The organism is Novosphingobium ginsenosidimutans (assembly GCF_007954425.1).
Lineage (GTDB): Bacteria > Pseudomonadota > Alphaproteobacteria > Sphingomonadales > Sphingomonadaceae > Novosphingobium > Novosphingobium ginsenosidimutans.
In genome coordinates, this window is record NZ_CP042345.1 from 2,037,907 (window position 1) to 2,050,088 (window position 12,182).

The 12,182-nt window shown below is 63.5% G+C and carries 8 protein-coding genes; 6 read left to right on the plus strand and 2 right to left on the minus strand.

The genetic code is table 11. The annotated features are described in order from the left end of the window. Nucleotides 1–4: 4 nt before the first annotated feature. Entirely contained in the window at nt 5–487 is a 483-nt protein-coding gene (locus FRF71_RS10155) for a nuclear transport factor 2 family protein (RefSeq protein ID WP_147090544.1), read from the minus strand. A gap of 170 nt (nt 488–657) precedes the next feature. Here FRF71_RS10155 and FRF71_RS10160 point away from each other — a divergent pair, with 170 nt between their 5' ends. After that, nucleotides 658–2,196: an aromatic ring-hydroxylating oxygenase subunit alpha gene (locus FRF71_RS10160; protein WP_147090545.1), complete on the plus strand. Its 1,539-nt coding sequence runs from the start codon at nt 658–660 to the stop codon at nt 2,194–2,196. Here the strand turns inward: FRF71_RS10160 and FRF71_RS10165 are convergent. Beyond that, nucleotides 2,191–3,180 carry a TauD/TfdA family dioxygenase gene (locus FRF71_RS10165; RefSeq protein ID WP_161597942.1) on the minus strand — a complete coding sequence of 330 codons (990 nt, stop codon included), beginning with the start codon at nt 3,178–3,180 and terminating at the stop codon, nt 2,191–2,193. The two genes, FRF71_RS10160 and FRF71_RS10165, sit on opposite strands and share 6 nt — an antisense overlap. Nucleotides 3,181–3,229: 49 nt before the next feature. Here FRF71_RS10165 and FRF71_RS10170 point away from each other — a divergent pair, with 49 nt between their 5' ends. The 5 genes from FRF71_RS10170 to FRF71_RS10190 all read left to right on the plus strand — a co-directional run bounded on the left by FRF71_RS10170 (nt 3,230) and on the right by FRF71_RS10190 (nt 12,179). After that, entirely contained in the window at nt 3,230–4,204 is a 975-nt protein-coding gene (locus FRF71_RS10170; RefSeq protein ID WP_147090547.1) for a hypothetical protein, read from the plus strand. Between the two features lie 122 nt (nt 4,205–4,326). Beyond that, on the plus strand, nt 4,327–6,054 hold the full coding sequence (locus tag FRF71_RS10175) for an N-acyl-D-amino-acid deacylase family protein (protein WP_147090548.1): 1,728 nt from the start codon (nt 4,327–4,329) through the stop codon (nt 6,052–6,054). Nucleotides 6,055–6,133: 79 nt separating this feature from the next. Further along, entirely contained in the window at nt 6,134–9,265 is a 3,132-nt protein-coding gene (locus FRF71_RS10180) for a caspase family protein (RefSeq protein WP_147090549.1), read from the plus strand. After that, a complete protein-coding gene (locus FRF71_RS10185) occupies nt 9,262–11,166 on the plus strand; it encodes a caspase family protein (RefSeq protein ID WP_161597943.1) in 1,905 nt (634 codons plus the stop codon). Before FRF71_RS10180 ends, FRF71_RS10185 begins: the two co-directional genes overlap by 4 nt. Beyond that, nucleotides 11,163–12,179 (plus strand): S1 family serine peptidase, encoded by a 1,017-nt coding sequence (locus tag FRF71_RS10190; protein WP_147090551.1) that lies wholly within the window; start codon nt 11,163–11,165, stop codon nt 12,177–12,179. The genes FRF71_RS10185 and FRF71_RS10190 overlap by 4 nt, the downstream gene beginning before the upstream one ends. Nucleotides 12,180–12,182: the final 3 nt, after the last annotated feature.

Here is a 12,182-nt window from a genome sequence, read left to right on the forward strand (position 1 = left end):
TGTGTCACCGGAACCAGAGGTGCGAAAGATCGGCCTCGCGCCGCCCGCCGCGCGGATAGGCAGAAAGATCCATGCTGTGCGTGGCAGGGCTATCGGAATCGATCACCACCTGGCGCCGAGCGATCTTCCATTCGCCGTTCCGACATTCGAACCGATCCAGATAGCGGCCAGTCACGAAAGCTCGCCCGCCATAGTCCTGCGCGTGAAAGGCGATGAAGTAGCTTTCGACATTGGCCTCTTCGCCCTGCCGTTCGATCAGTGCGTTAGTGATGTGATGGCCGCTGCTTTCCGGAGCCTTGTCCATCAACGGTACTAGATGTTCAGCAAATTCGCGGCCAGTGCCGTGAAAGGCGCCGTGGTTCTCGTCGGCATCCTCATGATAAGCACTGGCGATCATATCGGCATCGCCACGATCGACCCCGCGGCAATAGCGATAAAGCGCGCGGCGGATGCCTGCTTCGGCGAAAAGGTCGGCAAGATCTATCATAATGACTTCAGGGTTAGTGCCCTGTCGAGCAACTCGCACCTCACCAAAATGCTGCCGCCCGCTAGCCAATTTGAGAGGACGGCAATTGACGCAGGTCAAGGCCACCGGCTGTGTGCTGCTTAGCTTGTCCTTGGGCACGGCTTGGCCGTCGCTGCGGGAGGAGGACGCATATGGTCGAAACCTTGACAGGGACCAACCGGTCCAAAGGGATCAGCTATGACGAGCTGCTAGACATGGACACCCATGCCGTGCCGCCCAAGCTGCGCGAGGATTGTCCGATGCCGCCGGGGCCGACGATCGTGAACCCCAGCATCTATTACTCACGCGACTTCTTCGACCTGGAGGTTGAGCGGCTGTGGAAGCGCGTCTGGCAAATGGCCTGCCACGAGGATGACATCCCAAACGTTGGCGATAGCCACGTCTATGACATCGCCAACCTCTCCTACATCGTCGTCCGCACCGGGCCGGATGAGATCAAGGCCTTTCCGAATGCCTGCCTCCACCGCGGCCGACAACTGTTGACCGAGGACGCGCGGCATCTCAAGGAATTCCGTTGCCCATTCCACGGCTGGGGCTGGAAGATCGACGGCACGTTAAAGGAAGTGCCGTGCCAGTGGGACTTTCCCTCAGTCAGCGAAAAGACCCACAGTCTGCCGCCGGTGCGGGTTGGCCGCTGGGGCGGCTTCGTGTTCATCAACCCGGATGACAAGGCCGAACCCTTCGAGCAATTCCTCGGCGATATCGATCGCCATTTCGAGCCGATCCCGTTCGAGCGACGCTACAAGGCTGTTCATGTCGCCAAGAAGCTGCGCTGCAACTGGAAGGTGGCGCAGGAAGCCTTCATGGAGGCCTATCACGTGGTGGCGACCCATCCGACGCTGCTTGACACGATGGGCGATGCCAATTCGAAGTATGACGTGTTTGGCAACATGTCGCGGGCGATCTCGCCCAACGGCCTGCTGAGTCCGCACGTCAATCCCGCGCTGGTGGCCGAGCCACTGCAAGGTGCCAAAACCTATGCCCGCGTCCGCCACGCGCTATCGGGCAATGTCTATGAACGGCTAAGCGAGGACCGGGTACGGGTGACCGCCCGCGATGGCCGGAGCGGGATTTTCGATCACCAGGCCCATCACCTCGAAGGCGAGTTGGACCATGCCGATATCCAGCTATGCGACTGGGTCGGCGGGCGGCTACCCGATGGCTGGGAGGAAGAACCCGATCCCACCACCAGCGGCCCGATCCCCGAACGCCGCAAGGCCATGGCCCAGGCCGCGCGCGAGAAATGGCGCGAAGTACTGGGTGACGAGGTTGATCAGGTCAGCGATGCCGAATTCGTCGACACGATCTATTACAACCTGTTTCCCAACATCAGCCCGTGGGGTTGCTTCAACCCGATATTCTACCGGTTCCGCCCGCACGGCGACAACCCGGAGGAGTGCATCCACGAGATCATGTTCATGCTGCCCGTCGCCAAGGGTGAGCCGCGCCCGGCCCCGGCGAAGGTCCACTGGCTCGACTTCGACGATGACTATTGCGACGCGCCCGAGCTTGGCATGTTGGCCAAGGTCTTCAACCAGGACGTGGTCAACCTGCCGCACGTCCAGAAAGGCATGAAGTCGATCAAGTCGCAGGAAATCGTCTTTGCCAACTATGGTGAGACCAAGATCCGGCACTTTCACCAGCGATTGAAGGCATTCTTGGGATCATAGCCGCTCGCGCGCCTGCCGGACCAGGTGTTCCGGCGGGCGCGGCGGATCAAAGTCGGTCCGGCGCCAGATCGGGTCGACCGGCTCTTCGGGATTGGGCAGGGCGAACTTCAGGTAGCCGAAATAGGTGGCGATCTGGCGCTCAGCATTGTCGAGGATCGCGGTGCGGCCGTGCATGAAGCGGGTGTTGTCCAGCATCAGTACATCACCTTGCCGCCACTTCACGGCGAGGGTCAGAGTGTCGCCGATCTGCCGGATCGTCTCCAGCCATTCGTCAGGCACCGGCGTGAAATCATCGAACAGCGGAAAGCCCTGGCGCTTGTTGTTGAAACGGGCGAACAGCAGGAAATTGCCGAAAGCAAGCTCATCGGCAAACATCGGCTTGTGCAGCGCGGGCCGCGAAAACAGGCGGGCGATCCGGCCATCGTGCAGCCGCATGAACTGATAGGGGCAGCCTTCTGGGGGATTGCGCAGCTGGTCGTCATTCGGCTCGGCCGTCCCCAGCCAGTATTCGAGCAGGGTGGGCCAGGTGGACATCGGATAGACCAGCCGCCGTCCTTCCAGACCGCGCCGGATCTCTTCGGGCAGGGCCTTTACCAGGGCAACGCCGTCACACAGCGTTGTCCGGCCACCTTCGGTTGGCGCGGAAAGACAGCCGAACATGGCAAGATCCGGCTTCCACGGTTCGCGCGACAGTTCGGGGTGCAGCGAAAAGGCGTTGGTGCCGCCATCAACCGCGTAGATTGCCTTGCCGGGATCGAGCAGTTCGCGCCCCGGGCTCTCGTTCACGACCGAGGTGCTGCACATCCTGCGCGCCAGGCCATGGAACTGATCGAGCGTTGCGCCGAACCCGCTAAACAGCAGCGCGCCGTGCGCTTTGTAGTGCGCAATGATCGCTTCCTCATCGACCTCCAACAGACTGGTCTCGCCTGTGGGTTCGATGATTGTCAGTGGGCGGCCGGGCGCGGGCGGGAGAATTCTGGCCATTGCATGGCGGCGATAGCGCAAGCGGCAGGGCCGCGCTATAGCCCGCGCCATGTCGCCTTCCATCGATCAATTGCGTGCTTCGCCGGACTTCTATCTCCACTCGATCGAAGGCGATGAGGCGATCATCGTGCCGATGGATCAGGCGGCCTACCAGCGCTCAATCTTTCTGGACCGCCGGATCTCTCCAGCTGGCGAGGGTGGGTTCCGGGTACCCTTTGCGGCCTTTGGGCCCGCTGCAGCCAATCCGCCGCAGCTCGGCTGGATTTTCCACGTAGCACACTGCGGGTCGACCCTGTTGGCGCGGGCCCTTGATGAACTGGCAGCGGGACGCAACCTGGTGCTGCGTGAGCCGCTGGCGCTGCGACAGTTGAGCTTTACCCGTGACGAGAGCAAACTATCGATCGTGCTCGCATCGCTGGCGCGGCGTTACCCGGGTGGCGGGCCCACGCTGATCAAAGCCAATGTCCCGGTGAACTTCATCCTGCCGAACATCGTCGCACGTGATGCGGCAGCACCCGTGATCCTGCTGATGCTGGACTTGCCGGACTATCTGCTCGCAATCCTGCGCAGCGATCAGCATCGACTGTGGTTGCGCAATATTGTCAGCCAATTTGCCGGCGAACTTGGTCTAGCCGGAAGCATAAGCGATGCACAGGCTGCAGCCGCGCTGTGGCTGGGGCAGATGCGCCGCTTTGCTTTTGCGGCGGAGCAGATGCCGAATGCGCGAACGCTTGATGCCGAACGGTTCTTCGGTGATCCAGCCGCTAGCCTGACGGCCGCAGCCAAGCTGCTGGGCGTGAGTGCACCGGCGGCGGCTGTGGCCGCGCTGGTCGCTGGACCGCTGTTCTCGACCTATTCCAAGCGTCCTGAAGTGGCATTCGACAACGCCGCGCGGCTTGAGCGGCGCGACCAGCTTTCGCGTGCGCTTGCTGGCGACATTGACGAGGCGCAGGAGTGGGTTGCCAAAGCTGCGCCCGACGCCGGGGCGCTGCAACAGGCTCTGACCAAGGCGGCGCTGGTTTAGCCCGGCACCTGTCGATTGCGCCAGGTGGCGCCGCCAATGCTTGCCGCGGCCACCGCTCTCTGAGATTATCCTTCATAAGGCGGACCGCACGCGAGTCCGCCAGTAAACGAGAGGATGCGGCAGTGGCGCACTATGACTTGATCATTCGCGGTGGGACGATCCACGACGGAACCGGCGCGGCGCCCATAGTTGGCGACGTCGCAGTGAAGGACGGCCGGATCGTCGCCGTCGGCCGGGTAGAGGGCGATGCCGCCGAAGTAATCGACGCGGCAGGCAAGATCGTCACCCCTGGCTTTGTTGACGTCCATACTCATTTCGATGGCCAGGTGACCTGGGAGAACCGCCTTTCGCCTTCGTCCGGCCACGGTGTGACTACGGCCGTCATGGGCAATTGCGGGGTCGGTTTCGCCCCATGCCGCCCGGATCAACGCGACACGCTGGTAAAGCTGATGGAGGGGATCGAGGACATACCCGAAGTGGTGATGGTTGAAGGCCTGCCGTGGAACTGGGAGACCTTTCCCGAATACCTCAACGCGCTGGAAGAGCGGCAGCTTGACATCGATATTGCTGCGCAGATCCCGCATTCGGCGCTCCGGGTCTATGTGATGGGGGAGCGCGCGGCGCGCAAGGAAGCGCCAACGGCTAAGGACTTGGCGGAAATGCGTCGGTTGGTGGCCGAGGGCATCGCGGCAGGCGGCTTTGGCGTAACCACTTCGCGCAACGTCATGCACCGTACCCGCGCCGGGGACCTCGCGCCCAGCCTCTATTCCGACGTTGACGAACTCTGCGCGCTGGCCGCCGGTCTCAACGATGCCGATGGCGGGGTGTTCCAGATCATTCCGGCCCCGGCCGAGCCAGCTGAGGTCGAGTTTCCGATCCTGCGGCAAGTTGCCGAAACCTCGGGCCGCCCGGTATCTTTCACCTTGCTTGATGTGCCCAATCAGCCGGGCGAGGGCTGGCGCTATCACCTGGCTGGACTGGAGCAGGCCGCGGCCGACGGCCTCAAGATGCGCGGTCAGGTCGCGCCGAGGCCGGTGGGCATGTTCTTCGGGCTGGACCTGTCGCTGCACCACTTCAGCAGCCACCCCAGCTACAAGGCGATCGCGCACCTGCCGCTGGCCGAGCGGGTGGCCATCATGCGCGATCCTGCGTTCAAGGCGAAGCTGCTGGCCGAAAGCCCGGAGGATACCAACCCCACCACATTGATGCTGATTGGCACCTTCCGCGGTACTTACCAATGGGACGACCAGCCGAATTATGAGCCGAGCCGCGAAGACCGGGTCGATGCTCGCGCCCAGGCAGCTGGGCTCTCGCTGGACGAATATGCCTATGAGGCGCTGCTGGGGGACGATGGGCGGACCGTGTTTTACCTCCCCGCCGCCAACTACACCGGTGGCAACCTGAAGCCGGTCCGCGAGATGCTGGGCAGCCCGCACACGGTCATGGCTCTGGCTGATGGCGGCGCACATTATGGGCTGATCTGCGATGCCAGCTTCCCCACCTTCTACCTCCAGCGCTGGGCCCGCGATGCCGCGCCGGACGAGCGGATCGACCTGCCAGAGGCGATCGCGGAGCTGACCAGCCGCGCGGCAAGCCTCATCGGCCTCACCGACCGCGGACGGATCGCACCAGGTCTCAAGGCCGATCTCAACGTCATCGACCTGGATGGCCTGAAGCTGCACGTGCCGACTATCGAGTATGACCTACCGGCCGGCGGCAAGCGAATGCACCAGAAGGCCGACGGGATCGTCGCTACGGTCGTTTCGGGTCAGGTGACATACCGCAACGGGCAACATACCGGTGCACTGCCAGGGCGGCTGGTGCGGCGGGGAGAGCTAGTTGCCGCCTAGGCCACCTGGCCCCCCGCGTGGCATTAGATTGACTCGGCCTATGAGTCCTGCAAGCCTCTGATCTTGGGGAGGTGGCGGCATGGCTTACTGGCGATCCACGATCACGCATCTGGCTTTGTTGCTTGGCGTGCTTGTAGCGGCACCCGCGTCAGGCCAGGCAACTGTCCAGCCCAAGATCGTGATCCAGACCTTGCCGGGGTCGATCGACGTGGCTGCCTGGACACCCGACGAGCGCTATCTCCTGACCGCATCGGGTGTAACGCGCGAGTTCATGATCTGGGACGTCAGCCGGCGGCTGATTATTGACCGGTTGCGCCTGCCCGGAACTGTCAACGCCATAGGCGCCGACATGATGCGGCTAACCACCATGACTGTTTCTGCCGATGGCCGAACGGCCGTGATCGGCGGCCTGGTGGCCGATACGGAAGCGGAAAGCCGTGTAGCTGGCCGGGTTTACCGGATCGACTTGGCGACCCGAGCCATCACGACCGAGCGGGTAGCGGCACCGGCCGGCGCGAAGCTGGAGGATGTGCAAAGCTGGTTCATGGCAATCGGCGTGCTGGCTTCGCAAGAGGCGTCGCCCGAGATGTCGATCGAACAGGCAACAGCCCTGTTACCGCAGCTGCCGGTTTCGCCAAGTGGACGCTACACTTTGCGACGGACCGACAAGGGCTTTGAATTTGTTGAACAAGGGCAGGGGCTGCCCTTTGCATCCACCGCCATGCCAGCCGACGTGGCATCTGCTGCCCTTGCACCCGACGGCCGCCGCATCGCCTTCATCCGCACGGCCGAAGACCAGGTCAACACCACCATTGAGATCTTCGATACCCTGACCGCGCGGTATGGCGCACCCGTCACGCTTGAGGGCGATTACCAATCGGTCGTATGGCTGAACGAGCGCGAGTTTCTGGCGCACGGGAACGAAGCCTATCTTACGGAGAGTGACGACGAGGATGCCAAAACCCCGCTGCCGCCACTTGCGATCGTTGATGGCACCACCGGGCAACTGACCAAGACCATCGAGGCGCGGTGTTTCCCGGTGAGTCTTGGACAGGGCGTGTTTGTCGGGGCGGGGATCGGCAATTGCCGAGCGCCGCTAAGCCGGGACCGGGCGCTATCCGTGTTCGATCCTGTGGCAAATAAATGGGAAGCAATCCCGGACCTTGGGCTCAAAGCTGACGACACGATCACCGTTATAACGGCCCATCAACCAAGCGGGCGAGTGGCCTTTGCTGTGGCGCATGCCGATACTTCTGGCACGATCTATGCGGTCGATACGGGCGACGGAAACCTGGACATTGGCCGCGCCGTTGATCGCGGCACGATTGTTACCCAGCTCAGCTTCACCAACGATGGGCAGAAACTGTTCATCGGCAGCAATGGTGTTGTGACCGAATGGGATCTGGCCAAGGACAGTCTCCGCCAGCTGGCCGGGGCGGCCCTGATGCCCAGCTTCTTTGCCAGCGATGGCCGCAACCTGCTGCTCGCCGGTCCACTGCAGGACGGGGTTGGCCGGGTCGATCTGGCCGGCAACCAGGCGCTGCCGCCGCTCGAACTAAGCTATGCCATGTCGGGCGGCTTCCTGCCCAACCGACCGATCTTCTGGGCAGCCTCGGGCTTGGGGTCGCTCAAGCTGTGGGACACGCGCGACTGGTCGCCGCTCCTTACCACCTACCTGTTCAGCGGCTCGAAGTTTGTCGCCGTTACCGCTGACGGGCGATACGACACCAACCTTGGGCCAGATGCCGACCAGTTCCGCTGGATCGTGTCCGATGCGCCATTTCAGTCGCTCCCCGCCCAAACCTTCATGCGGGACTATTTCGAACCGCGGCTGACGCAGAGGCTGACTGATTGTACCACGGCACGTAACTGCGATCAGGTGCTGAAGCCAATTCCGTCGATCGCTTCGCTGAATCGGGCTCTGCCCGTGACCCGGATCACCGGGGTCCAGCCCGGGGAAAAGCCCGGGACGGTGGAGGTGCGGTTCGAGCTTCGCGAAGGCACCGCCAATGGGAAGCGGTCGGGGATCTACAATCCCCGGCTGTTCCTGAACAACCGGTTCGCCTCGCATACTCCTGACGAGCCCTTCACCGAAACCGAAACGCTGGAGCAATGGCGCGAGCTGAATCGTATTCCCAGGCAGGGCGACGACGGTGTCTATCGCTACATCTTCGTTGAACCGATCCCCACCGGCGGCGCGGACCGGCTGACGTTTTCGGCATATGCCTTCAACGAGGACCGCGTGAAGGGCGATACGGCCACATTTACTTATATCCGTCCGCCGATTCCCAAGCGCAAACCGCGCGCCTTCGTGCTGACTATCGGCGTCGATGCTTATGACGAGCCGCGGCTGGAGCTGAACTATGCGGTCGCCGATGCACGCTTGATTGCCGATCGGCTGGCCGCAATCGCAGGGTACGAGATGCGCCATGCCATGTTGGCCGGGGCAAAGCGCCCAGATGGCTCGCGCCAGCAGGTGACACGCGAGATCATCAATTCCGCGCTTGGGATACTGGCCGGGATGGAGCCCGGGCCGGCGATTCAGGAGCTTGCGCAGGCTGGAATTGATGCATCAGCGCTCGACAATGCGACACCTGATGACATCGTGATCGTGTCCTTCTCGGGTCACGGCTGGGCCGATCCCAGGGGTAATTTCTACCTCGTGCCGTCGGACGGGAAATGGGCAGATGGCGAAGGAACGCCCGATAAATCCAGCCTGGTCTCGGCCGCTACGCTGACTATGTGGTTGCGGGCGATCAAGGCGGGCGAAATCGCCTTCATCATCGACGCCTGCCACTCTGGCGCCAGCGTCGACTCCGGCACGTTCAAGCCTGGGCCAATGGGAGACTCCGGCCTGGGGCAGCTCGCCTTTGACAAGGGAATCCGCATCCTGGCGGCAACGCAGGCTAAGGACGTTGCGCTAGAGAACGCGCAGCTCGGACAGGGATTGCTGACTGCGGCGCTTGGCAAGGGGCTGACGCCGCAAGGCGGGCCGGCCGATCTCAACAGCGATCGCCGGATCACACTGGATGAATGGCTCCGCTATGCCGTGCAGGAGCTACCCCGGCTGGCCAAAGGCGCGGGTGTCGCGCGCGGCTTTACCATCACCCAGCGCCCGACGGCAGCGGCGGCGAAATCGGCCGTGCAAGAGCCCGCGCTGTTCGACTTCACCAATTCGGTCAGTCCGGTCATCCTGCGGGGAACGCCATGAAGCGACTTATCCTTGCAGCGCTGCTTGCAGCAGTAGCCGCACCGGCTAACGCCGAGATACGGGCGGTTTTCGTCGGGATCGACAAATACCGGTTCTCGCGCGCCAACCCCGAAACGCCGGAAGCCAACTTCCGCGATCTGAGCGGTGCTGTGCGCGATGTCGGCACGATCAAGGATGCACTCCGCCGCGCCTACGCACTCGATCTGGATCGCGAGCTGCCGGGGCAATGCGAATCCGCCAACCAGGTTTCGATCACACTAACCGACTATTGCGCGACCAAGGCCGCGATCCTGCAGGCTTGGAACCGCCAAATCGATGCCTCGCGCCCGGGCGATACCGTGATCTTGTATTACGCCGGACACGGCTCCCGCTTTATCGAGGCTACCGGCTCCGAGCAGGCCAGCGGATTCAATTCCACCATCATGGCTACCGATGCTCGCGAACCCGGAGCACTGGCCCCCGCCGACATCCTTGATCGCGAGATCCGCCCGATCATCGATCGCGCGACTGCGGCCGGGGTGCGGGTGGTGACGATTTTCGATTCCTGCAATTCCGGAACAGCGACCCGCAACCTTGATGCAGAGGCGCGCACTGCCCCGCCATTGTTGGTTGCGCGGGTGGAACCGAGCGCGCCGCCCGCCTCGACCGGCAACCTTGGTGCATACCGGGTCCACCTCGCCGCCGCCGAAGACGGGCAGGAGGCCTTCGAGACCGGTGGTGTCGGCAAGCGCGGTGGGGTCTTTACTGCAGCATTGGCCAAGGCGCTGGTATCGCAGCCCGGATCGAGCTTCGCCGATCTGGCGGTGGCGGCGCGCGAAGGCATGCTCGCGGCAGGGCAGACCCGTCAGACGCCGCATGCCGAAGGCGCGCTGCGGGCGACGCTAGGCGGCGACGAAGTCCGCGTGCCGATCTTCGATGCTGTGCGCGGGCGCGATGGCGTGAACATCATCGGCGGCAGCCTGACCGGCATTACGGCGGGCTCGACCTTTGTGCTCTATCCCAGCGTCAGCGCGGCGCTGCCGGGGACGACCCAGCCACTGGCTACCGGCATGGCCACTGTGGTCGAACCGGGTCGCACCCAGTTGCAACTCGACAATCCGGTCGACCTGCCCGGGCGCTTGGTGGCCCGCGAGCTGGTGCACCGTTTCGAAACCACTGTGCCGATTGCCGTCCGAGGCAGCGATCCGGCGCTCGACGCGGCGCTTGCCGGGATCGCCCATGCCCGGATTGCGCCGCGGCCGCAGATCGTGGTCGTCCCCGGACCGGAAGTGACCCAGCTGCTCTCGCCGCGCGGTACGGTGCTGGCCCGGTTACCGACCCCAAGCGATCCGGCCTTCGCCTTTCTGCTTGACCGCGCGCTCGGCAAGGTAGCCCGGGTAAATGCCCTGACCGCGCTGGCCGGCCGGCCGCAGTCTGGGCAAGCGGAACTCTGCATACAGAACATGCACCCGGACTATCAGCCTGAGGTGTGCCCTAAGGCACCCAATGGTGTGCGTCAGCTGGCCCTGAATCAACCAGCACTGATTGTTGGGAAGAACAGCGCTGCCGAACAGCGCTATCTCTATGTCCTTGGGATTGATCCCGAATTTGGCATCACGCTCCTGCTGCCGCCAAATGGCGCGCTCGACGATCCGATTGGAGCAGGGAACATCCTGGTCGTGCCGGAAGGACAGAACATCAGCCCTGATGCGCCGGGTTCGTACCGTTTCGTCACCCTTTCCACCAATGCCCGCATTCCGGCGCAGGCGCTTGAACAGACCGGCCTGGCGACGGTGGACCGGGAGGTCTGTCTGACCCGGTTGAGCCGTCAGGCCTGCGCGGATGCCGCGCGCGCGCGCGATCCTGCCCTGGTCTGGGTCAGCGCCTGGGCGGCAACTCTCACTCTGGCGGAGGTCAAATGAGATATATCCTACCCGCGCTCGCGCTTGGTCTGGCCGGATCGGCCATTGCCCAAGAGGCTCCTCCATCTCCTCCGCCTGATCAGCCGGAAGCAACCGAAGCCACAGCCGAAGCCGATGATGGCGGCCGGATCGTTGGCGGGACTCCCGCACTGCCTGGCACCGTGCCCTGGCAGGTCGAGATCGTGACCACGAATGCGATCACCCCGACCGAGCTGGAAGAGGACCGCGCGCTGGGAATCAAGCGACAGCTTTGGGAAACCCAGCACCTGTGTGGCGGCGCGTTGATCGAGCCGGGCTGGGTGCTCACTGCAGCGCATTGCTTTGTTGACAAGAACGACGGCTTGCGCGCCCTCAATGAACGCGCCGTAAACCTTGGCGGCCAGGACCTGCGTTTTACCACTCCGATGCGGATCGAGCGGGTGGCCGTGTTCGGCAGCTATAGCCGCAAAGGCAGCAAGAAGAACGACGTGGCGCTGGTCAAGATCGAACAGATCCCCGGCCGAACCAATGCTGCGATTGCCGCCCGCGCCCAGCCGATCCGGTTGCTTGGCTCCAAGGCTGGCGATCGCCCGCTGGCCTTGCAGGACAAGGTCACGGTGACCGGCTGGGGCATTACCGGGGCGCATGAGGATGGCGACGTCCGGGACCTCGCCAAACGGCCCCTGCGCGCTTCGCCCGAGCTGTTGGAGGTTGGGCTGCAGGTGAAACCGCAGGCCGATTGCCGCGAGAAGGTGGCCGGTGCCGCGTCACGCGGTGGGCTGGGCAGCGGCGTGATCTGCGCCGGGGCCGGGGCCAACGAAAGCAAGGACAGTTGCTCTGGCGACAGCGGCGGCCCGATGACGCGAATGCAGGGGCGCGAACGCGTTTTGGTCGGTTTGGTATCGTGGGGCGTCGGCTGCGGCATCAAAGGCCGCCCGGGCCTTTACGCCAATGTTACTGAACCGGCGATCCAGAAATGGATCGAGCGCGCAAAGAAAAACGCGCCACCCGGCAAGGTGGCGCGCGTCAAATAAGGT

What these genes read in the sequence shown, in the direction of transcription:
- FRF71_RS10185 (WP_161597943.1), top strand. Translation starts at nt 9,262, where the DNA reads ATGAAGCGACTTATCCTTGCAGCGCTGCTTGCAGCAGTAGCCGCACCG.
- FRF71_RS10180 (WP_147090549.1), top strand. Translation starts at nt 6,134, where the DNA reads ATGGCTTACTGGCGATCCACGATCACGCATCTGGCTTTGTTGCTTGGC.
- FRF71_RS10190 (WP_147090551.1), top strand. Translation starts at nt 11,163, where the DNA reads ATGAGATATATCCTACCCGCGCTCGCGCTTGGTCTGGCCGGATCGGCC.
- FRF71_RS10160 (WP_147090545.1), top strand. Translation starts at nt 658, where the DNA reads ATGGTCGAAACCTTGACAGGGACCAACCGGTCCAAAGGGATCAGCTAT.
- FRF71_RS10165 (WP_161597942.1), bottom strand. Translation starts at nt 3,180, where the DNA reads ATGGCCAGAATTCTCCCGCCCGCGCCCGGCCGCCCACTGACAATCATC.
- FRF71_RS10170 (WP_147090547.1), top strand. Translation starts at nt 3,230, where the DNA reads ATGTCGCCTTCCATCGATCAATTGCGTGCTTCGCCGGACTTCTATCTC.
- FRF71_RS10155 (WP_147090544.1), bottom strand. Translation starts at nt 487, where the DNA reads ATGATAGATCTTGCCGACCTTTTCGCCGAAGCAGGCATCCGCCGCGCG.